The 22,276-nt window shown below is 42.5% G+C and carries 15 protein-coding genes; 1 reads left to right on the forward strand and 14 read right to left on the reverse strand.

All coding sequences use genetic code 11. The features are described from left to right. Positions 1 to 22: 22 nt before the first annotated feature. Positions 23 to 1,462 carry an NADH-quinone oxidoreductase subunit N gene (locus AB5217_RS13090; RefSeq protein ID WP_032843055.1) on the forward strand — a complete coding sequence of 480 codons (1,440 nt, stop codon included), beginning with the start codon at positions 23 to 25 and terminating at the stop codon, positions 1,460 to 1,462. 140 nt (positions 1,463 to 1,602) lie between these two features. Here the strand turns inward: AB5217_RS13090 and AB5217_RS13095 are convergent, their stop codons facing one another. From AB5217_RS13095 to AB5217_RS13160, 14 genes are all read right to left on the reverse strand, one after another. Then, positions 1,603 to 4,413, reverse strand: coding sequence for an ATP-binding protein (locus tag AB5217_RS13095; protein WP_032843054.1), 2,811 nt, complete (start codon positions 4,411 to 4,413; stop codon positions 1,603 to 1,605). Between the two features lie 192 nt (positions 4,414 to 4,605). After that, positions 4,606 to 5,814: a hypothetical protein gene (locus tag AB5217_RS13100; RefSeq protein WP_032843053.1), complete on the reverse strand. Its 1,209-nt coding sequence runs from the start codon at positions 5,812 to 5,814 to the stop codon at positions 4,606 to 4,608. Positions 5,815 to 5,857: 43 nt separating this feature from the next. Continuing rightward, positions 5,858 to 8,572, reverse strand: a complete 2,715-nt coding sequence (locus AB5217_RS13105; protein WP_032843052.1) for a TonB-dependent receptor — start codon at positions 8,570 to 8,572, stop codon at positions 5,858 to 5,860. Between the two features lie 373 nt (positions 8,573 to 8,945). Next, the gene (locus AB5217_RS13110) at positions 8,946 to 9,842 is read right to left on the reverse strand and encodes an AraC family transcriptional regulator (RefSeq protein ID WP_004301439.1); all 897 of its coding nucleotides are present in this window, start codon (positions 9,840 to 9,842) and stop codon (positions 8,946 to 8,948) included. A gap of 34 nt (positions 9,843 to 9,876) precedes the next feature. After that, positions 9,877 to 11,217 (reverse strand): mechanosensitive ion channel family protein, encoded by a 1,341-nt coding sequence (locus AB5217_RS13115; protein ID WP_139147498.1) that lies wholly within the window; start codon positions 11,215 to 11,217, stop codon positions 9,877 to 9,879. Positions 11,218 to 11,254: 37 nt separating this feature from the next. Then, positions 11,255 to 12,283: a DUF4435 domain-containing protein gene (locus AB5217_RS13120; RefSeq protein WP_004312100.1), complete on the reverse strand. Its 1,029-nt coding sequence runs from the start codon at positions 12,281 to 12,283 to the stop codon at positions 11,255 to 11,257. 22 nt (positions 12,284 to 12,305) lie between these two features. Further along, on the reverse strand, positions 12,306 to 13,169 hold the full coding sequence (locus AB5217_RS13125; protein ID WP_032843051.1) for an AAA family ATPase: 864 nt from the start codon (positions 13,167 to 13,169) through the stop codon (positions 12,306 to 12,308). Between the two features lie 202 nt (positions 13,170 to 13,371). Then, entirely contained in the window at positions 13,372 to 14,220 is an 849-nt protein-coding gene (locus tag AB5217_RS13130) for a hypothetical protein (protein ID WP_032843049.1), read from the reverse strand. 39 nt (positions 14,221 to 14,259) lie between these two features. After that, positions 14,260 to 15,630 (reverse strand): hypothetical protein, encoded by a 1,371-nt coding sequence (locus AB5217_RS13135; protein ID WP_229115803.1) that lies wholly within the window; start codon positions 15,628 to 15,630, stop codon positions 14,260 to 14,262. 13 nt (positions 15,631 to 15,643) lie between these two features. Next, entirely contained in the window at positions 15,644 to 16,645 is a 1,002-nt protein-coding gene (locus tag AB5217_RS13140) for a hypothetical protein (RefSeq protein WP_032843048.1), read from the reverse strand. A 25-nt stretch (positions 16,646 to 16,670) separates the two neighbouring features. Further along, positions 16,671 to 17,435: a hypothetical protein gene (locus AB5217_RS13145; RefSeq protein WP_032843047.1), complete on the reverse strand. Its 765-nt coding sequence runs from the start codon at positions 17,433 to 17,435 to the stop codon at positions 16,671 to 16,673. Then, positions 17,432 to 18,436, reverse strand: coding sequence for a hypothetical protein (locus AB5217_RS13150; RefSeq protein ID WP_032843046.1), 1,005 nt, complete (start codon positions 18,434 to 18,436; stop codon positions 17,432 to 17,434). Before AB5217_RS13150 ends, AB5217_RS13145 begins: the two co-directional genes overlap by 4 nt. Further along, positions 18,436 to 19,119: a hypothetical protein gene (locus AB5217_RS13155; protein WP_004305367.1), complete on the reverse strand. Its 684-nt coding sequence runs from the start codon at positions 19,117 to 19,119 to the stop codon at positions 18,436 to 18,438. Before AB5217_RS13155 ends, AB5217_RS13150 begins: the two co-directional genes overlap by 1 nt. 5 nt (positions 19,120 to 19,124) lie before the next feature. Beyond that, positions 19,125 to 22,202, reverse strand: a complete 3,078-nt coding sequence (locus AB5217_RS13160) for a tubulin-like doman-containing protein (RefSeq protein ID WP_032843045.1) — start codon at positions 22,200 to 22,202, stop codon at positions 19,125 to 19,127. Positions 22,203 to 22,276 lie beyond the last annotated feature (74 nt).

A 22,276-nucleotide genomic window follows, 5' to 3' on the forward strand; every position in this document is an offset into this window, starting at 1 on the left:
CTTTAATAATTAATTTGTAAATATGGATTATTCACAATTTCTATATATGCGAGAAGAGCTGTCGCTCATAGCTGTCCTACTGCTGCTATTTCTAGCTGACCTCTTCATGAGTCCGGATGCACACAAAAATGGTGGGAAAGCACGCCTGAACACAATGTTGCCCGTTATTCTGATGGCTATCCATACAGCTATCAACTTAATTCCGGGGACTGCTGCCGATGCATTCGGCGGTATGTATCATTATGTACCGATGCACACAGTGGTTAAATCCATCCTGAACGTCGGCACACTGATTGTTTTCCTGATGGCGCACGAATGGATGAAAAGAGAAGATACTTCATTCAAGCAAGGAGAATTCTATGTACTTACACTCTCTACCTTGTTTGGTATGTACCTCATGATTTCCGCCGGACATTTCCTGATGTTCTTCATCGGACTCGAAACAGCTTCTATTCCGATGGCAGCATTGATTGCCTTCGATAAATACCGTCACAACTCTGCCGAAGCAGGTGCCAAATACATTCTGACAGCTCTTTTCTCCAGTGCATTGCTGTTATTTGGTCTGTCCATGATCTATGGTTCTGCCGGGACTCTTTATTTCGATGACCTCCCTGCCCATATCGACGGAAATCCGTTACAGATCATGGCATTTGTATTCTTCTTCACAGGAATGGCATTCAAGTTATCACTGGTTCCGTTCCACTTATGGACAGCAGACGTTTACGAAGGTGCTCCGAGTGCAGTTACCGCTTATTTGAGTGTTATATCAAAAGGATCGGCAGCATTTGTATTATTGGCTGTCCTTATCAAAGTATTCGCTCCAATGATTAATGACTGGCAGGAAGTACTTTATTGGGTAACCATCGCTTCTATCACGATTGCCAATATATTTGCTGTCCGTCAGCAGAACCTTAAACGTTTGATGGCGTTCTCCAGTATTTCGCAAGCGGGATACATTATGTTAGGCGTTATCGGTGGTACGGCACAAGGCATGACGGCATTGGTATATTATGTATTAGTGTACGCTGCCGCCAACCTCGGAGTATTTGCCGTTATCACTATCGTGGCATTACGCAGTCAGAAATTCACGCTCGAAGATTACGCAGGACTTTATAAAACGAATCCCAAAATCGCTCTCTTGATGACTCTGTCTCTGTTCTCATTGGCAGGCATCCCTCCGTTTGCCGGATTCTTCTCTAAGTTTTTTATCTTCATGGCTGCTTTCGATGCAGGTTTCCACTTGCTGGTATTCATCGCATTGGTAAATACAGTGATTTCGTTGTATTACTATCTATTGATTGTAAAAGCAATGTATATCATTCCTTCCGACAACCCGATTCCTACTTTTCGCAGCGACCGTTGCACAAAATGGGGACTGGCACTTTGCACGCTAGGTATTATCGGACTGGGTATCGCAAGTATCGTATATCAATCCATCGATAAACTGTCGTTCGGAATTTAAACGGACTACACCTTTTCACCAAAGAAACGGTCTTGGTTTCATGTCAGTATCAATCGACATCAAAACCAAGACCGTCTCTTTTATATAAAACCCACTTTTATTAATGAGGAAGGAAGATATTCACCTGCCTCATTACCACTCTACCGGGCACAGCCCACCTCTTCCGTCACGATCACCCCGGGAATAGTAAACCAAAACCTTGATCCTTTTCCTTTTTCAGAATCAACACCAATCCGCCCACCTAATTGTTCAACGATGCTCTGACAGATAGAAAGTCCCAATCCTGTACCGTGTACAAAAGAATTAAGCTTCACGAAACGCTCAAAGATATGTGGCAACTGCTCTTTTTCAATACCGATGCCTGTATCTTCAACATAGAATTCCAATTCGCCATCTTTTAGTTTATATCCCACATGAATACTACCTTCAGAGGTAAATTTCATTGCATTGTTAACAAAATTAGAGATCACCTGATGTATACGGTTACGGTCACTAATGACATGACAAACCGGAAGGTGATTATCAAGTACCAGTTCCACCTCTTCTTTCGCTTTCATCCCCATAGAGCGGACAATATCCTCACATAACAGATTTACATCTACATCTCCGTTGGTAAACTCAAATGTACCCGCTTCAATCTTCGACAAATCGAGTATATCTGAAATTAATTGCAACAAAAGATCATTATTCTCACGTACAATCTTAATATACTCCTGACGTTCTGACAACTCTTCAGTTTCCACCAACAAATCGGAGAAACCGACAATGGCATTCAGCGGCGTACGGATTTCATGGCTCATATTGGCAAGGAAAGCACTTTTCAAACGATCCATCATCTCTGCTTTATCGCGTGCCTGAATCAATTCGGCTTCAGTCTCCTTCAATTCTGTAATGTCATAATTGATACCGATGATTTCTATTTCATTTTCCTCCGGTTTATAATTAGTGACCATCACATTACTACTCACCCAATTCCATTCATTCTTCGTTCCGGGACGACGAATACGCATCTCACCCTGAAAATGCCTTCTTTTTCCGTCTCTGACTTCATCATAAAAATCAAGGAAACGCTTACGGTCTTCAGGGTGCATTTGGGTATAAACACCCACAACCTCATCCAAAAGCGTATCTTCCTCCTCACCTAAATTCTTATACCACTGTTTTATAGCATATCCTTTGCGATTCAAGAGATTCAACTTGGCATAACCTACTTTTGCATAATCGGATATCATCAGGAAGAAATTCTCAAAATCACGGATACGATTCATTGCATCAATCCGTTCGGTATTATCAATACTTATTAATATATATCCGCTGAAGTTGCCCTCATTATCATACAATTTACTAACCTTCGAATACAGTTCTATCGCATTAGAACGATTTGTCTCATAATATCCTTCCGCCTGTTCAAAAGAATAATTAAGCCTAAAATCTACTAAATCTTCATTCCGTACACGATCACGTATGTTCTGCGGCACATTCGGATTATCAAAGAAGTTAACTCCGATCACATCCGACTTATTCACTACACCGAATATCTCCAAATCCTTATTATTCAGGTCTATCAAATAGCCATCCTTATCGTAGATCTCTACTCCTGCCGGAATATTAGCAAATATGTTCTGAAAGAGCTTCTCGCTACGGTCCAATGCTCGGTTAGCTTGTACCGATCCTGTAGAATCGAGGAACAAACCGACTATTTCATCTTTTCCGGGAGAATAAATAACCCAATGTGTATACCGTTCCGTTCTTGGAAAATATTCATCTTTCTCCCTATAAGAATTACTATCCAGTATTTCTTCCAGAAAATTAAGTTTTTGGAGATAGTCAGGATGCTTTTCAGATGCCAAAGAACCAATATACGACTCCAAAGGAAGCCCGAAGAAGGTTGAACTGACCTCATTCGCATCCGTCACCCGATAATCACAAGGTTTATTATTCTCGTCACGGATAATGGACATACGTATATATCCCATCGGCATAAAATGAAACAGATTATTTAGGAAAGTCTGTTCACGGATTACCTTGTCCTTAGTTTTACGCAACTCGATACAGATATTTATAATATTTCCCAATGAGGAGAACCATTGAAAATCTTCATTACTCCAGTCATGGTAAGTCTCAACCAAATCAATCCCCATATATCCCCAAACGCGGTCGCCTGTCATCAAAGGAGTCACCATTAACGATTTGATTCCCTGAACTACAAGAATCTGATATTCATCAGGAGCCTCTTCTAATAACTGCTCCAGTGTATTTAAAATAATCGGCTTGCCCGATAATATCTGTTCACTCCACCATTTTGACTCACTGGCAGGCATGTCCTGCAGATTGTCTATCTCTGCTGATACTCCTTCAGAAACAACTTCGTAGATACAACTATGATGGGCATAAATTTCGTCGTATTCAAAAATATAAACACGACCTTTTCCATTATAAAGATTCAGAATATCTCTTAAAATATCTGCGATACAAGATTCTACTGCCTCATCACGTAGGAAACGAAGCAACGATTGTGAAACAAAATTCTGACGACAAAGCAAATCATTCACACGCCTTAATGCATCCCTTTGATCTTCTTCCTTGGGAGCCTCAACGCGCTGGATTATTCCGAAGGACTTATCACCTCCATCAACACCCGTACCCTTCTCACGAAAAGCCAGACGGGTATGCAGCCAAACCTCACCATATTTTGAATGAATCGGGAAAGTTTGTTCGTAAAAGTCCTTATGGATAGAAGAATTTGCCCGGAACTCCTGGGCAATCTGCTTGCGATAATCTTCACGTATCAGGTTTAGAAAATCCGAAGTAGAGATGGTGTCGCCGTCCAATCCCAAAAGATCAGAAAGATAATCGGAACATAAATAATATCCTGCCGTTAAATCTACTTCCCACCATCCGATTTGTGCAAGAGAAGCCATTTTTTTGTATCGCTCGTTGTCTGTTTGCATATTTTGTATCGTTGTAAAATAATAGGTTGACAAATATACGAAAAAGGTAATCACTGATACCATAAAGGAGCAAATAAAAAAGCTAAAAGAAGATTACGAAAACAAATAAATAGAATATGGGAGAATCTGTTTGTTACAAATTCTCCCATACCTCCTATTAAAAAAGATACACTTTGCTACTCTATATCTTATTTATAAGGAAGAGAAATTATATCCGCTCCAAGTGAACAGGGATGCATCTGCACCTGTATTCGTAGTTGGCTCGGTAAATGTATTCAATGTACCGTTCAGCTTATTCTTAAAGTTCAATGTATGGGTGATGCTGATGCTGGAAGCAGCATTTCCTGCATCTTTACTGTCATTCATATCAATCAAATCGATTGTACCGCCTGAACCTTTGACAAGGGCATTGGTGATCGTAGCTTTTGCTCCACGACGGATTTTAATCACATCTTGCATACGGTCTACATTATCCGTTGTATTGGCAGCATTATTTACGATTGTCATATTTTCAACCGTAAAATCCGACTGACGTAAATGATCCGAATAGTCACCATCCAAGTTACCATCTGCTTCAATGCCGCGCGGATCTGCTTCCGTACTGGTATAACCGCTTTCCCAAACGCCATAGCAGTTTTTCAATTTACCGGAATATCCTTGAGTGAAGTCGAACATGTCATCATCCGGGTTCACAGCCAACAAGTTGGTTACATTCACCGTACCGCCAAAGAATTCGACGGCATCATCCGCGCTCTCAAGAATGTAGATATTCTCGATCTTGGTACCGTTTCCAACACCGTTCAGTGTCAATCCGTTGTGCTCGATATCGGCAGTAGAGCGGGCACCGGCATAGCAGATTTTCACATAAGTCAGTGAACCGGAATTGTCATTATCGACATTACCACCGTATTTATAGTTGTTGTCGATTTCCGTCAGACCTATATCACTCTTATTGGCGTTCGAACCGGAAATCGGAGCTTTACCATTGATAATGATTCCTCCCCAATAGCCGGATGTAGGGGTTGTTGAATTGGCAGTGAAAACAATCGGTTTATCAGCTGTACCGTCAGCATAAAGTTTACCGCCTTGTGCTACCAGCAGATAACTGCTGAAACCTTCGCGAGCCTTAATCGTTGTTCCGGCAGGGATATTCAGACGGCCTCCATTTTCAATAACTACCGTTCCGTTCAGAATATATTCCTTAGCTTCCAGTGTCTGTTCTCCGGTCAGCGTGCCGGACAGGATATTTTCGCCCACAACAATAGAGCTACCGGTCCCACCGTTGTTTCCACCATCTCCGTTACCATCACCGTCTCCGTCACTATCACTGCTACATGCAGTCAATGTAAGTGCTGTTGCCATAACGGCAAACGTCATAAAGTTCACAAACAATCTTTTCATTTTGCTTTCATTATTAGTTAATAATCTTATTTCATCACCCGGTTTAGAATGTACACGACACTCCCAGGCTTATATTTATTCCTTTCTTATAATCATTCAGTATCACCTTTTCCCCGTTTTCGTTCGCTTTGCGGCTTAACTTATAAGAGGGATTCAGCAGGTTGCGGGCTTTCAGGTTAAAGGAAAGATGCTTGTTCAGTTTGGCTTGGGACACAAAATCCAGTGTCAGTACTCCCTGCTCCATCATATCCTGATAACCCTGTGTGCCAATGGTATATATCTTATCACTCACATAATTAAGTACCAATGTATTGACAAAACTGCGTTCTCCCTTCGTGAAGTTATGCGAGAGGTCGAAATTGACAATCCACGGTGCAGCTCCTTCCAGTTGCGAGCCGGTGGTAACCGTTGCCAAAGGCATTTTTGCATTCGTGTAGATATAAGAGCCATTCAATCCCAAAGAGAGTTTATTCATTCCGTGCGCAGCATTACTCACCGGACGGACAAACAGATTCTTACGTATTTCTACTTCCACTCCTGCCACGGTTGCCTTATCCGCTATATTCTCATAAGAAAGATAACCTCCGGCGCTTGCCACTTCGATGCGGGATATTGGATTCTTAATCAATTTATAGAAAGCTGTGAGAGAAATCAACTCGGTCGGAGTGGGATTAAAGTCCCACTTCAGATCAAGGTTATAATGATCCGAAGGTTTCAGATTGGGGTTACCCTGACTGTTGAAGTTCACGCCGACATAACGGTAAGGAGATATTTCCTTTGCCTGCGGAAGCGTATATGTTTTACTAGCTCCCAGACGAAGCGAGTTTTTATCATTCAGATTGTATTTGAGATTCAAGCTGGGCAGGAAATAATCTTTTTGGATGGTATTGTTTCCTTTAGAGCCTCCACGATTCACATTGTAATCCACTTCAATATCTACCTTGTCGTATTTCATTCCCAGATTCACAATCCAACGGGGAGTAAACTGGTAGGTAGCTTCGGCATAAGCGGAATGGATATTCTTTTTTACGGTATATTCATCTAAGTTCTTCTGTATCTTGAACCAGTCGGAAGCAAAGTTTTCTTGGTTATAATAATCGTCAAGCGATAAGTCGTCCAAAGAAGAAATGCTAGAAACATGTCCTACGGTCAGGTTATACTCTGTAGCTTTGAAGTTATCATCTACGAATCGGCCTGTATATCCGAAACGGACATTCGAAATTTCTTCTATATTATCTTTCAGACGATAGACCAAGCCTGCTTTTACATTCAAGTCGTCTTCATCTAAAGTTGAGAAGTAGCGCTGTTGTGAGTTGCCCCTTAGCAACGTATAGCCGTCTTCCGCTTTAGTCAGGTTATTGATACGACGATCCGGTTCATACCCTTTCACCATATTATAGGAAGCACCTGCATCGAGACTTAATGATTTGGTCAATCCCCAGTTAGTCATCAGTTGGTTAACGATCAGCATATTGTCATTTGTTTGTTGGCGACGGGTGAATCCGAGGTTTTCATAGTCGTCACTAAAAATCGAGTTCTTACCGTTGTAATCGCCCACCGACTGGGTATTGGCATGAATCATCATCAAATTATAACTGATGTGATGACGGTTCTGCATATCGTAATCCACATTGGCAAGTGCCAGCTGACTGATATTCTCCGCATACTTCTTACCATTCATATCTTTGTAGACTGTACCGCTGGTAGTTGTATTACGTATGATTTCATCCGTATACTGATAATCCGTCGTATGTCCGGCGGTCAGGAAGAAAGAAAGCGGATTTTTGCCTTTTCCGACATAGAATCGTTTACCTCCAGAAATACTGTAACTCCGGTTGATTTGAAAATGTTGAGCGGAAGGGTCTAACTTATTTCTGAAGTTCCATAAGTTTTCATCGGCAGGTTCGGTACGATTGGCAAAGCCCATGAAGTTCACTCCATCCTGTTTCAGAAAATCGGCTGCTACCGTTTGTGTATTCAAGCCACCGGAAATGCCGAATCCCAGATTACCGCTACCAATTAGTTCTTTGGATACAATATCAATGGTTGCCCCTCCGACATCGCTGCTGCCTCCCGCGTTGAATGCTTTCTTTACACCTACAGACTGAATAATATCCGTACCGAAGAAATCAAGAGAGATATTCTTATATTCCGGATCTTCGGAAGGAAGAGCAAATCCATTAAAAGTAGTTGCATTGTAGCGGTCTCCCAATCCACGGACAAAGACATTTTTCACTCCGTCTTGTTTAGACACTCCGGCAACTTTCGTCACAGCACCTTCTGCATCCGAAACACCCTTGCGGGAAAGCTCCCTGACACCCACAGATTGTACGGCAATGACTGCTTTTTGCTGTTCGAGCAACAGCATATTCTCATTTTCCCTATTCTTCTTAGCTACAACTACCACATCGGCAAGTTCCTGTGCATCGGTTTCCAACTCCAGATTCAGTATCACCAGTTTTCCATTCTCCACACGCACTTTACGGCGCACTTCTGTCTTGTAGCCTACATATTTTATCTCAACGTCATACATACCTTCCAGAACGCCCATGCTGTTCAATTCAAAATTGCCCTCCATATCGGTCACTGCTCCGGCTTGAGTTCCGAGCAAACGTATCGTAGCTCCTATCAAGGGTTCCTTGGATAGTTTGTCTTTCACAGCTCCTTTAATCTTGATATTGGCAGCCAATGCAGGAAGTACACACAACAGGCAAAAGAAAGCCGCCACTGAAAATCGGATAAGAAATAGTTTTTTCATCTAACTTTGCTCTACGTTTTAATTACGTCGGCAAAGATAGAGGGTGAGCATTACAACTATAAGACGAAATAAATACAATCTATTGAAAGAGTCGTTGCAAGATGATGACAAGATGTTACAAACGTATTATCAATCACTTACGCTATTAGTTTAACTTGTTTATAAGCAAATTTAAGACCGGAACTTCACTCTTTTATCTCTCATTATGCATAAAATTAATCGTCTGACTACTGTTGAACTTTCGTCTGACAATTGTCAGACGAAAGTTCAACAGTAGTCAGACGAAAAGATAACAACCGTCAGACGATTAATTTTATGCATATCGAAACCTAATTCTCCGTATTCGGCGAATTAGTTCATAAGGATGAATACACTAAATCAGTTTCTTTTTCTTCCGGTAGTTCTCGCGAAACTCTTTAGGCGAACAACTCTTTTTCTTCTTGAAGATCCGGTTGAAATTGGAAAGGTTATTAAAACCGCACTCATAACAAATCTCGGCAATAGACATTGTAGAATCTACCAACAACCGGGAAGCAAAGCCCAGCCGAATATCAATGATATAATCGGAAAGATTCTTGCCTGTACGCAGCTTGAAGAAGCGGCTGAATGACACATCCGTCATCCCCACCATATCGGCCAACTGCCCCAGACGTATTTCTTCCTGATAATGTGTATTGATGTACTCCTGCACTTTCTGCACACGCCGGCTGTCCGAATGAATATCTATCTTGGCAAAAGACGAACTGGACAAGGTACGTGCCTCTTCCTCAAAGAGAGAAAGTTCATACAAGATCGTCATAAATTTAATGACCGCATAAAATCCTTGCTTCTCTGAAGCAAGCGTATCCAGCAACGGATATATTTTGAGTATGGCGGACATCGGGAAACAAAGCCCTTTTTGTGCTTTATCCAGCATCCGGCGGATAGAGTCGAACTGATTCTTATTGATAAAGCTCTTGAAGAAAAGATCGGAAGAAAACTGAATCGTAATCTCCCGTATCTCTTTCGAACGGCACTCGTTCTGTTCCCAGACGTGCTCCAAGTCTTTTCCTGTTATCAACACCAAATCATAATCACCTATCACTTCGGAAGAGTCTCCTACAATCCGCCTTACTCCGGCAGCCTTTTCGGTGAAATTCAATTCAAACTCGGAGTGGTTGTGTATAGGATAAGTGAATTCCGTTTTATAACGCTCCGCAATGTAAAAGCAATCCTTATCTGATAAAGGAGTGATTTCACGGATAATCTGGTTGGATAACGGTGTAGTCATAGTAATTACAATTTATAAGCGTTTTATCGTTTGATTAGTTTTCTATCTTTACCCCTATCCGATGCAGGTCTGCCCCCGACGGGTTTTGGAAGACACGCAAGTCGAATTCGGGAATAATGGCAAGCACATGATCGAAAACATCTGCCTGTATGCCTTCGTAGGCAACCCATACTTTATTGGCAGAAAAGAAATAAAGTTCCAATGGGATACCGGTTTCAGTAGGCTGAAGCTGACGTACCATGCAGGTCAGGTCTTGATTGACGGTAGGCAGATTCTTCAGATAGTTAGTCAGATAGGCACGGAAAACTCCCAAATTTGTTTGCCGGCGTCCATTCACTAACACAGAGTTGTCGATATGATGTTCCTTATTATATTCTTCCACTACCTTTTCCGTTTCATCCACATAGTCTTTCAACAGTTGTATCTTCCGGTATTTTGCCAACATCTCCGGCGTACAGAAATGCACACTAGTCATATCTATATTGATAGAGCGTTTCACACGACGTCCGCCGGATTCCTGCATTCCCTGCCAGTTTTGGAAAGAATCACTAATCAACAGGTAAGGAGGAATGGTGGTGATAGTATTGTCGAAGTTACGTACTTTTACGGTATTCAATGTTACTTCTATCACCGTACCGTCCGCACCATATTTCGGCATCGTGATCCAATCACCCACCTTCAGCATATTATTGGCGGAAAGCTGGATGCCGGAGACAAATCCCATGATACTATCTTTGAAAACCAACATCAGAACCGCAGCAGAAGCTCCCAATCCGGTCAGCAACACCACCGGACTTTGCTTTATCAAAATACTGATAATGATGATAGCTCCTATAAAGAAGAGAATGACTTGCGCTGTCTGCAAAAGCCCTTTCAAAGGTTTGTCTTTATATTGCTCACGCGCGCTATATACCAGATACACAGCCGTGAACAAAGCACTGACGAAACGAAGAAAGACTGCAAGGATATAAATCATGCAAAGTCTTCGAAGAAAATCAAGCAAAGCAGAGTCTGCATGTTCGGGAAAAGCAATAGGAATAGATATATAAATCAATATAGGCGCCACCATCCTGCTGATGTTCACCATTACTTTATCATTAAATACAATATCATCCCAAGTAGCTTTTGTCTGTTTCACCAATTTAGCCACGGTACGCAGAATAATCTTGCGGCAAATCAGATTGGCAAGTAATGCTATTCCAATAATAAACAATAAGATGATAAAGTTATCAATCTTATCAGCCATAGCTTCATCCACTCCCATCGAGAGCAAAGCATGATTCACTTCTTGCATCACTACATTACCTGCTTCTTCCGGTTGCCCGTTTGCTAATGCCACACTCACTGTATCAACCACTTCTTTTACTTCTTTCATAAGCAATCGTCTCTCTCTTTTTTAGTTTTTCTTTTATTTATGATCTCTGTTTCTTTTCTTCTTTATTCTTTCCTTCTTCCAAATATTCACTGATATCCTGCCGTAGCCAATCATAATGGAAGAGTCTTTTGTAGGCTACATTCTTCTTGAGCATGATTTCTACGTTCACCTGGCTGTTCTGATAACAAGTCAGTTCGTTTCTGAACTGTTCATTGTGTTCGGCCAGCCGCTTGATTTCCTGTTCCCGTTCACGACGCAGCACGGTGCAGACCGGAATCAGTAGTTTCATTACCACATTATCCATCACATGGTGTCCCTGCATATACAAGTAAGTAGTTTCCGGCACCAAGCCCAGCTCTTTAAATTCAGTCCGCAATCCATTCACCTGATTGATGTTATGGGGAAATTTCCTTTTCAACTCTGCCAACTTCTGATTAACCCGTTGTTGAAGGGATTCCAAGCTCTTTTCCGGATGCCGGAGATTAATCTCGCGCAAAGAAGTATAAGTATGGAAATCGTACATAGGGAAAGTATAAGTATCCCGTTGGCGATAGAACCATACGTTCCAGAGGAAAAGCGGATACACAATTTCGGAGTACTTCTTCAGGTAGAAGTTGAAATCTAAAATGGAACGGTCATTCAACGTAGCCTGCACACATACTTCGTGAAGGCTTTCGGCAAAACAATGATAGTTTTCAATAGCATAGGTATAAGTCTGAAAAATATACCTGCTCCGGTTGATTTTACGGGAGGTATTGGTAGCTCCCTGCAACAGGAAATCATAGTCACTGTCCACACAGGCAATCAGACTTCTCCCCAATTCGGCTGTATTCAGCGTGTTCATGAGTACCATCTTTTTTCCTTTTGCCAGGGAGGTGGCCGAAGGAAGCATCACTTGGAAATAGTGTTCGTCGTCTTCAAACTCTTCAAGCAATGTGCGCCAGAAAGCGATGTCGTCATAACTTTCTACGTAAGCGATGATACGTCGGCGGGCTTTCTTCGGATAAAGCTTATGGGCGGCATTGAAATAAGAAGAAGTCAGATTATCTCGTAGTGAAGTTGCCATTTGTTCTATTACAGGTTACGAATTACAAATTACAGTTGGAAGAATCCTTGTCGAGCTTGTGCCCTACGGTGGTAGATATATCGCTTACTTCTGTCACGGCATCCAGCCAGCCTTCCATAATGACGGCAGGCGAATGGGTAGTCAGGATAATCTGCACATTCGGATTCAGTTCACGTATCATAGCAATCAGTTTCTGCTGCCATTCTATATGGAGGGAGGCTTCCGGCTCATCCATAAACAATACACAATGGCTGTTGTCCTGCACGAGTACGGTCAGCAGGATAACCAGCATTTGCTTTTCACCGGACGACAGTTTATAAGGGAATAATAGTTCGCCATCCTGATAGAAAGCGATATCGTTCCGTTTCCGGTCTATCTTTTTGCGTGTATAGCTGAACAGTTCGTCAATCATATCCTGAAAACGACGTTTGGCTACAGATAATGTAGCTGCTTTACGACGCTCTTCTTCATCAATGCTGGAAAGCATTTCAATCATCTTATTACCAATGTTGACCTGATAATCGAGGTAACGGCGTTGCAAGAGATAAAGCTGCCAGTCCAGTTCAGACTTTACATTCTTGTCGGCCATGCGGGCTGTGAAGTCACCCATAATCAGGGGACGGTCGTAGCTCCGGATGACGTCATAAGGAATATAGGTTGCCTGGGGATTGTCGAAAAAGAGACGCACTCCGTTCTTCTCGTCACTTTTCATTTCACCGGAAAGTTCTTCGAGGTATCCCACCGAACGGTTCAGAATGGTAGTCTTCCCCACTCCGTTGATGCCGGAGAGGATGTTCACATCGGGACGCAAATCCCATCCTATATTAAAGCGTTCCCATAGTCCGTGTATCTCGATACGACGGATATAATTGGCTTGTTGTTCCATAATATTCAAGTTTAATCAAGGCAAATATAAACAAATCATACGATAAATGAATCACGATTACAGCAGTTTTCAATAAAGGTAACAAATAAAAAGAATGACGCAGGTAAGGTGGATTTCAGATTTTGTCCACATTACTGCGCCATTCGTATTTCAAAAACTGTTCTTTAGGTCAGAAGTTGTATAAGAACAAGTCCGGTTTCGATTAACTCAATAAGTTCATTTCTTCTTCTGCCGACGGTTCAGCCTGTCCTTCCGGCAAATCGGCTACACCGAAGTTCTTGTAATCGGTCAGTTTGTTGCCTGCGTCTTTTTCTTCTTCCGTCTTTTCCACAACTTGGTTTTCAGTTCCTTCGGCAGCTTCCTGTATATCTTCATTGACGAAAATATACTTGCCATACCATTTTTCAAAAGTATTTGCGTCGATTCCCAGTTCAGCCATCAGGTGTTTGCGGACAGCCGGATCGATGTTTTCAGGAAGGATAGCTGCTTTCTTTGCATTGCCATACTTACGCATAGTGTTCTGACACTCTTTCTTGATGGCGGGAATTTCTTTCAACCCCATACCGATCACATGAGGCCCCAAGTCCTTGACTGGTTTGAAATATTTGATTGCCTTCAACTTCAGATTTGGAAGAGCAAGGGCGGCAGAAGCTGTATTCAGGCTAAGACTGGTGGCATCGAGAATAATTTCAGCCCCTGTCATAATACCTTGTGCTACCTGCCAACGTCCCATACCGTAACTCAAGAACTGATTGTTTACGGAATCAATCATACATTTGAAAAGATAGTTTTTTCCTCCTACGGAGAAAGAAGCCTCCTGATATTTGTAGTGAGAAAGGCTGTCTCTATAAGTTGAAATCTTATGATACAAGGTGTCACAAGACAGCAGATACCCATCAATGGTTGGATCTCCCGATGGTTCGGGCAGTTCCCAGATGAGTTCTTTTTTCTCTTTTTTCTTCTTGTCTTTCTGGGCGCTCAAAGACGTCGGATACACAAAAGCTAATCCTAACATAGCTACGAAAAATAATAACAGATGTTTGTTTCTCATGATTGCAAAGTTTAAATGTTTAATTTATAGTAGATTTGATTAGAAAACTATTTCAGTTGTCGTGCTATCTATCTTGTATGATTTCTTATCGCCATAGAAGTAGAGGTAAGGAGGAGGCGTATCCTTGAAAACGACACGGAATGAACCATCGCCCCGGGTAGTGCCCAGAGGTTTGTCATCACTATTGGGTTTCGGGTTATCGGGAGTATTGGAAGCATAGATCGGTATCCCGCCACCATTCGGGTGTCTGCCGGTTATTTCCTGGTATTTCACAGTGACTGTTGTCACCTTGCTGTTCATCGGGTGGGCTTTCAGTTTTTCATCCAGTTCTTCTGCACGACGTTCAAATTCAGTTGTACCGGGGGCATATTCCAGCACTTTCTTATAGCTACGGATCGCTCCGCGATAGTAGATGAATACGCTATCGGCCGTAAACCCTTCTTTGCGTTCCACTCTTGCTCCCTGTCTCTCGAATTTCTCCGCATAAAAAAGGAACTTACGGGCAGAGTTCATCTTCCCCAGTTGAGCTTCCAGTTCACCTCGTTTATCCACAGGGCAGTTTTCATGGCTACGGGCATCCTGATAAGCATTGGCGGCAGCAAAGAAATCGGCTTCTTCCTCTTTGGTTTGAGCTTTGGCGAGGAGTTCGTCAAACGAAGCTTCTTTTTCAACAATCTTCACGTTGCTGACAATGGTATAGCTATATGACTTTTTAAATTCCAAGTCACCTCCGAGGTCTACATCAATGGCATTGGAAGCTCCTACCTTGATTTTGAATACAGGGCGTTTGATGAATGTCGGTGTCTTTTTCTCTTCATCCAACATGAATTCTATGATATAAGCGTTCAATTCACCGCCTTCCTGCTTCACGGAAGAAGAGAAATTGACATCGGCCACCGGAACAGCCTGTCCGTCGGAAAAACACAACTTGCCGTTACACTCTATATCCAGCTTTTTCATGGCAGACAGAAACGTGACTTTAGCAGCCTTCGACTGCGGGAAGAGTCCGTCATTGTTCTTTTCAATCGTTATGAAGTTCTCATTGAACGTCCCCACATAGCCTTTCCCTTTCCGCAAAACGAGCATAAAATCTTTCTGCCCGACGGGTAGCCGAACCAGAAAAGTGGATTTTATGAAATCATCCTCATAATCTTCGGGAAAACTATAATTAATGGTATAGCAGTAAGTCCCGTCGTCATTCGTGGTTCTTACTCCTTTTTCCTCGCCCATATTATGAGTCATTGCCAGCTTGTCGCTATTAGAATGGATGATAATCTTCACCTGATTGGGACCGGCTGTAATGAAGGGGGCTTCTTTGGGTTCCACAAAGAAAACTCTTTGCGCATTCGCCTTCATCCCTATCACTAACGCACAGCTTAGTAATAATAGAATATGATAGATTCGTTTCATCGTACTTTTACAATTATAAATCAATTACGAAATCACCGGGAGTGAAAATATCTTCCTGGGCTATTTCTTCCGTGTGATTATCATTCATCCAACGAGGCTGCCAGGTACGCACATGAATCTGTACCTGATCCTTATCGCGGAAATCCCACAACATAAACAGATAACCGTCATCTTTATAGCCACTGCTGTTGGCATAAAGTTGATGAACGGTTACTCCATAGAAACCTTCCATCTTCGGATTAGGGTGTTTTACAACCTTTACATCGTCGAAGCGGACATTGATCCACTTGTTTGCACGAAAACTTTTTTTCAGGTTGTTGATATATTCCTGCTTGCCTTGTTTCTTGTAAGTCACTTTATTATAAGTAATTCCTGTGCCATCGGTTTTCTTGACTTCAGTCACCGAACCTGTGATAATCAATGCATCTTCGCTGAAGATATTATCCAGAAATTGAATATCCTGTTCGTTGTAAGCTGTACGGAACTGCTCTACGTAGGAAAGTATTTCCTGACGACGGGCAATCTCGGTCACTGTTTTACCTTTCTTCATCACATTCTGATAAACAGTAGTGCTAAGTGTAAAATTGAAACGTGTGATGTTTCCGCTTGCGTCATAGTTAATCACAGCTTCCTGATATTCATCATCCAGTGTCTCGCCCACAGGCTTAATCATTAGAGGGATCTGGCGAACCTGATACCCGTTTCCGTTACGGATACAGGATTGCACGACTTCCGAATCATCACAATAGAAATGTGTATTCTCCCATAGCGCGCTCAATCCGCGTTCTGCCGTATCGGTCAGTCCTAAAGATACCAGATTCAATGCTCTGTTTTCTTTAAATGCTTTATTGATTTCTGTCAGCAATGCGCTGGTAGACTTTTCCATCTTTGCCTTTAAGCCGGCATCATATAAACCGTCAGCAATTTCCAGTTTCACAGCATCCTGGGCTTGCACAGGTAGAGTCATCAGTGTACAAACTGCTACCAATGCCCAACTCAAAATTATACTTTTCATCTTCTTCTCTTTCTACTTATGTTTGTTATTTAAGAATGAACCAATAAGCTCCGCAACCGCTAAAGACAGCAATATCCGTAGCCTCTTTCGTCCGGACGTCATTCAGCTCTTTGCCATTCTTCTTCACCACCCCTTTTACTTCACCCGTACGGGTATAGAACAACAGATAACATTGTTCTGCCACTGTTTCAGGGGCATATACACCATACGAGATTCGATCCTGTTCTTTGAGCGAAGCAAAAACCTGCTTCATCTCCGTCATCGTTTTTGCCCCAAGAACCTGATTCAGACTCTCCTGTTCGGGATTGATCTTTTCCACCGTCGAAACCATTTTCTCATCTTTTGCAGACTTCTTGGCGGACTCTATCTTGATCGGTTCCGATATTTCAGACAAGGGTTGTAAATCGGCTCCTTTTTCCTCTTCACTCAACATGATTTGTCCTTCACCATAGATGAGGACAATCTCATTTTTCTTCACGTATACAAACGCGCGAGTTCTCACTCCACGCTTCATATCCATCCGCTGGGTACAGGTATTGATGTCTTGCAAAACAACTTGTTTCACTTCACCGCTTTTCCGTTTACTGGCTACCCAATCATTGATTTCACTGACTAACAGTTCTTTGGCTTGCTGAATGGCCTCTTCTTCAGTAGGCATGGTAGCCTCGGCAGAAAGATAGGACTGCGAACGCTTGATCTTATTGATCTGCGCCTTTGTTTCGGCTTCACTCTGTGCCATCAGGCTGCAATATGCTCCGCAAAACAATAACAAAGTAATTATCTTCTTCATTTTACTTTAATTTGCCTTTTTGGGGTAGTATTTACCCAATTAAGTTCTTCAAAAAGTGACGAGATATTGTGGGTGGGGACAAACAAGGTTATATCGCCTTCTACTTTCCCCTTCCCTTCGCTTAGGAGGGAGTTGGAAACTTCCACATTCATCACATGATTATACTTCAACACAGTATTCACCGCAAAGACATATGCCTTTACCGCATTGGTTTCCAACGCTTCAACGCCTACATAGAGAGCGCAGCCCTGATTACGCATATAGGATATCCATGAACGGACGGGAATTTCCATCTGTTCTCTTTTCAGTCCATATTGGCGTACGGTCATGCGGATGGAGACGTTGCCAGAAGTGTCTTCACTAAGAAATAGATTAAACACGCTCTCGGCAGGATGATCCATGCCGAACACCGGACGAAGGGCGCGATCCTTTTCCTCGAAATAAAGATTCCCGTTGATTTCTTCAATGTAATAGGTATCTCCCGTTTTCACATAATAGTCTCCCGCCAACTTTTTAAGTTCCTTCCGCACGGGTTGCGAAGAGGATGGAGTGTAGCTATAAGAAGATAATCCTTTCACAAAGTCGGCTTCCAGCTCCTTCAGATTCTTCCCGGTCAGCAATTGGCATGAAGCCGGGAAAGAGAGTTCGATCAAAAGGAAAGACTCATTGATAAGAGATACGATGTAACGGTTTTCCTTCTCGGAAAAGTTCATCGATGTCTGCTCGTTAATGAGATTCAGAAGATCCATACTCCCTTGTGTAATCCATACGTTATCACGCTCCATCTGCGATTTTCGCTCGGCAACGGACATCTTTTGCAATTGGGTCAGATACCGTTCTGTAAAATCGTAAGCTGCCGTAGCAAAAGGAACATCGGAGGAAATGGCAACAACCGTCTGGCGTAGTTTTCCATTTCCCCATTTTCCTGTTTGCTGTCCCCACACCGAAAGCGGGAACAGCAAAAGAACTATGTAGACTATTTGAGTAAACGGATTCCTCATTACGGAATGATTACCTCTTTGTTTCCATCACTCTTATACCACGTACCGGTAATAAGGTGACCGTCTTCAAAGATACCGACCACTTTTTCACCTGCGTTAGCTTCACGCTTCTTCACGTCGCGCGGTTCTATAACATGAGTTGTCTTAAATGTCAATACTCCATTTTCATCATTCATCAGGCCGTTCTTCATACGTCCTTTGTAAACTGCATAACCGAGGTCTTTCGTTACGATACCGCCTGTTCCGCTGTTATTGCTCCCCCCTGCGTTGCTCTTATCAGAAACAACGACTTCTACCTGTTCTTTGGTATCCGAACCGCTTGTTTCAGCTTCCATTTCAACTTCTTCCTGTGGTTGATTAACCACTTCAACAGAGTCCGGGTTTGTTCCGCCAATCGGGTCGCTTCCTTTCTCTCCACCGCTAAGGGCGATTCCAATGCCCACACCACCAAGGATTACAACAGCTGCGACAATACCGCCAATCAACTTCTTGTTAGGGCCTTCTTTAGGAGGCGGAACCATACGCAACGGTTCTTTACACTCTTCGCATACGAAGTCTTGTCCGGCTCTTACTTTCTGTACTTCTTTACTTTCACATTTAGGACAAGGGGTTCCTTCTCCATTCTTGTCACGGTTGGTGCAGATACCATATTTGTATCTGTCGCGTTCACTAGGTCTTGCCATAATTTTTATTTCTTATTAATTATTTCCAATGCTTTCTTTGCTTCAGCGCTGTATTGCTGATACTTGGGTGATGTAGGACTGGAGCACTCCTTACTTACATAATCGCGCATCACTACCTTCACACCTTCTACCATAGCAGCACGGTCACTCATCTTCAAATCCGGATTCTTCAATACTTCATCTACCTTTTCTTTGATAGTATCCAACACTTCTTCCGTCAGGTCTTCGCTGGTCAGGAGTTCTGTAAACTGGGATGCGATAAGGGTTACCATTTCAGCTCCCCATTCATCGGCAGTGACAATACACCAACCCTTTTCTTCCCGTTCGTTTTCACGCACAGCAAGAATATTGTTTGCAGCAGCCACGAAGAAATAAGGGATAAAGTCTTTCGGCGATACCTTCTTTTCTCCCATCAGATCCGGCAATTCCGTACCGTCGCCTTCGCTGTGAAGCAAGATACGGGCTTCTTTAGCAGCCAATTCATTCTTATTATTCACCATATCGTTATACGCACGATCATAAGAAGGCAACCAGGCGATAGCACGCATCGGGAAACAATACCGGATGGAAATAACCGTTATTTCATTCATCCGATCACTGGAAGTATTGAAGTTGATTGTACTTCCCGGCGTAGCATTTCCGAAAGCACCTTGTAATGCGGCTTTCAGTTTATTAGAGAATGCTTTGAGCGAATCGTTTCCTTCATCAGTCGGCATCGAAATCAAAATTGTCTTGCGATTGATTGATTCGGGATGAGATACCGGGTTTTCGTTGTTATTCAACGCTTTCGAAAGTTGTCCGTCATCCAGTTTCAGGAATGTACCGCTCTGATTGATGACTGTAGAAGCGAAGTTACGAATATCTGTATCCGTAAGCAGTACCTTTTGCAACTGTTGCAGCACGTTCAGCCCTAAAATCTTGTCGTTCTGATAATCCTGATCGTGTTTTTCACGAATCTTCGGACTCAACTCCGTATCAAATATATCAAAGATAGCATCTTCGGAAGTAGTGGCAGCCAGTTCGCTGAAGTGGGCATAATTACGGTTGCCTGTAATAGCCTTACGGATATTTCCCGACCAGGTTTCCTGTTGGTTCTTATCCAGAATCAATGCCTGTTCGAGCTTGAGCATTTTCTCATCTTCACTGACTTCTACAATAGCACTCGACAAATCGGCTATTCCTTTGGTGTTCTTATTACGGTCGGCAATACGTTTTTCTGCAGCATCCATTGACACCAGCAACACACCGATGAACTGACTTACTTCAGCACTGAATTCTTCGAACGCAGCACGTAACTTACCCAGCAACTTACCTTCAAATTCATAAGCAACACGTTGGGTACGCAACGTATAGAGATCTTTCATTATCATCTGATGATCGGAGTAGAGACGGGGGGAACGTCCGGTAGCACGCTGCAACAACGACAAGTGATTATAGTCGTAATTGTTAGCATCCGCATCGTCCTCATTCACCTTGATCTTTTCATCCACTCCGGCAATATCAGTTTCGATCTTCTCTTTGCGGTCTTTTATGTAAGTCAATACAGTATCACAGATATTCAGCAAATCCTCCAAGGAAAGGGTGCCCTCATACCATTTCGTATATAGATTCTTCTCTATACGTTCAATAATATATTGTGCCTGTTCCTTCAACAACTGGTCGTTGCTCTTGTCCTGATAGTAAACTTCTACCCCCTGCTTATTACGGAAAGCATTCTTATACGTATCCGCACAGATACTTTCAAGGAATCTCAAAGGTTCCGGGTCTACCGCTTTGGCATCATCATAAGAATAGCTGTTGGTAATATCACTCCAGAAATTTTCTATCTTGCTGCAATACTTATCTGTATCGAATATCTTTTCTTCCAACATCAAATGACTATCATCCAGCAACCAGTCGCGCAAGTTCTTGTCATTGATATACAACTCACGATAATCCTTACGAACCGATTCCTGCACAAAGCCGAAATCATCCTTGAAGTTATTATATTGCATTTGCCACAGAACACGTTCACCTACGGTATAAGTGATATGTTCCAGTATTCGTTTTTCGGGATAAATAATGCGTTTGATACCGAATGTATTGATTGCTTTCGTACGGGCACGTTCCTTATCCGTCCCTTTCGACTTTTCGCTGTACTCCACACAAAAGTCATTGATATTCTCCAAGCTGAAAGAACGCAGAAGGTCATCAGTCGTACCATGCTTCTCTTCCAGAAACAGACGGAAATAAACGGTATCCGCCAACAACTGTGGCAATTCTGTAAACGAATTGACTACCACGCCATTTTCATTCACATTAGAGTAAAGCATCAAACCGAACTGTTTATTAGGAGTAAAGTCCAACTCTATCTTCTCTTCCCCACGAATAACGTCCGAAGGAACAAAACGTCCGATATTCAGCGCACTCAACTCTTTCAATGCAGCATAACCATTCTGATGGTAGCGTCCGGCCTGACATCCGGCAGGAATATCCAATTCAGGCACCATGGCATAAACCATAATGTTAGCATGCTTATAAGTCTCTTGTGCACGGGTTTGAGCAACAACATCAATAATAGCACCTGATCCCGTACCACCGGCCAAACCAGTAAAAATATGAATATTAACCTCATCTTTGTTGGTCAGAGACTTCACTTTATTGTACTGCCCCTTCAAAGCAGAAAGATACTTGTTGCAATTTGCAGCAAAAAGAATACGTCCCGCACGACGTTTCTGTCCGGCAGCTTGCCCCACTTCCCCCAACGTATTCTTCATTGAAGCACCATTCTTCACAATAGTCTTCAATCCGGGATAATTGGATACATTATCCAAAATCTGTTTCAAGTCCACCGACTTAATATCCACAAACTCACTTTCCGTAAACGAAGCATCCTTCCCCATCACACGGAAAGAAGGATCACCCGGCGTCATCATCTCACGCGTAGAATCGACATATACAAAACCGATAGACAGTTTGTCTCGTTCTTCATCATTGGGAAATTCCTGATAAATGCGTTTACGAATGGCCTTCAGTACTTTACCGCCTGTACCGCCTACACCAACCAAGATGTGGTTAGGACTTTTCGGGTCTAATGTTTCCATTGTATAATTTTTAATCGTTATATATTTGCATAAAGTTTCAACATCAAAGTGTGGAATAAGACCGATGTTTCCTT

The organism is Bacteroides sp. MSSM.1001136sp1_RTP21357st2_D2_RTP21359_211015 (genome assembly GCF_040913205.1).
Lineage (GTDB): Bacteria > Bacteroidota > Bacteroidia > Bacteroidales > Bacteroidaceae > Bacteroides > Bacteroides ovatus.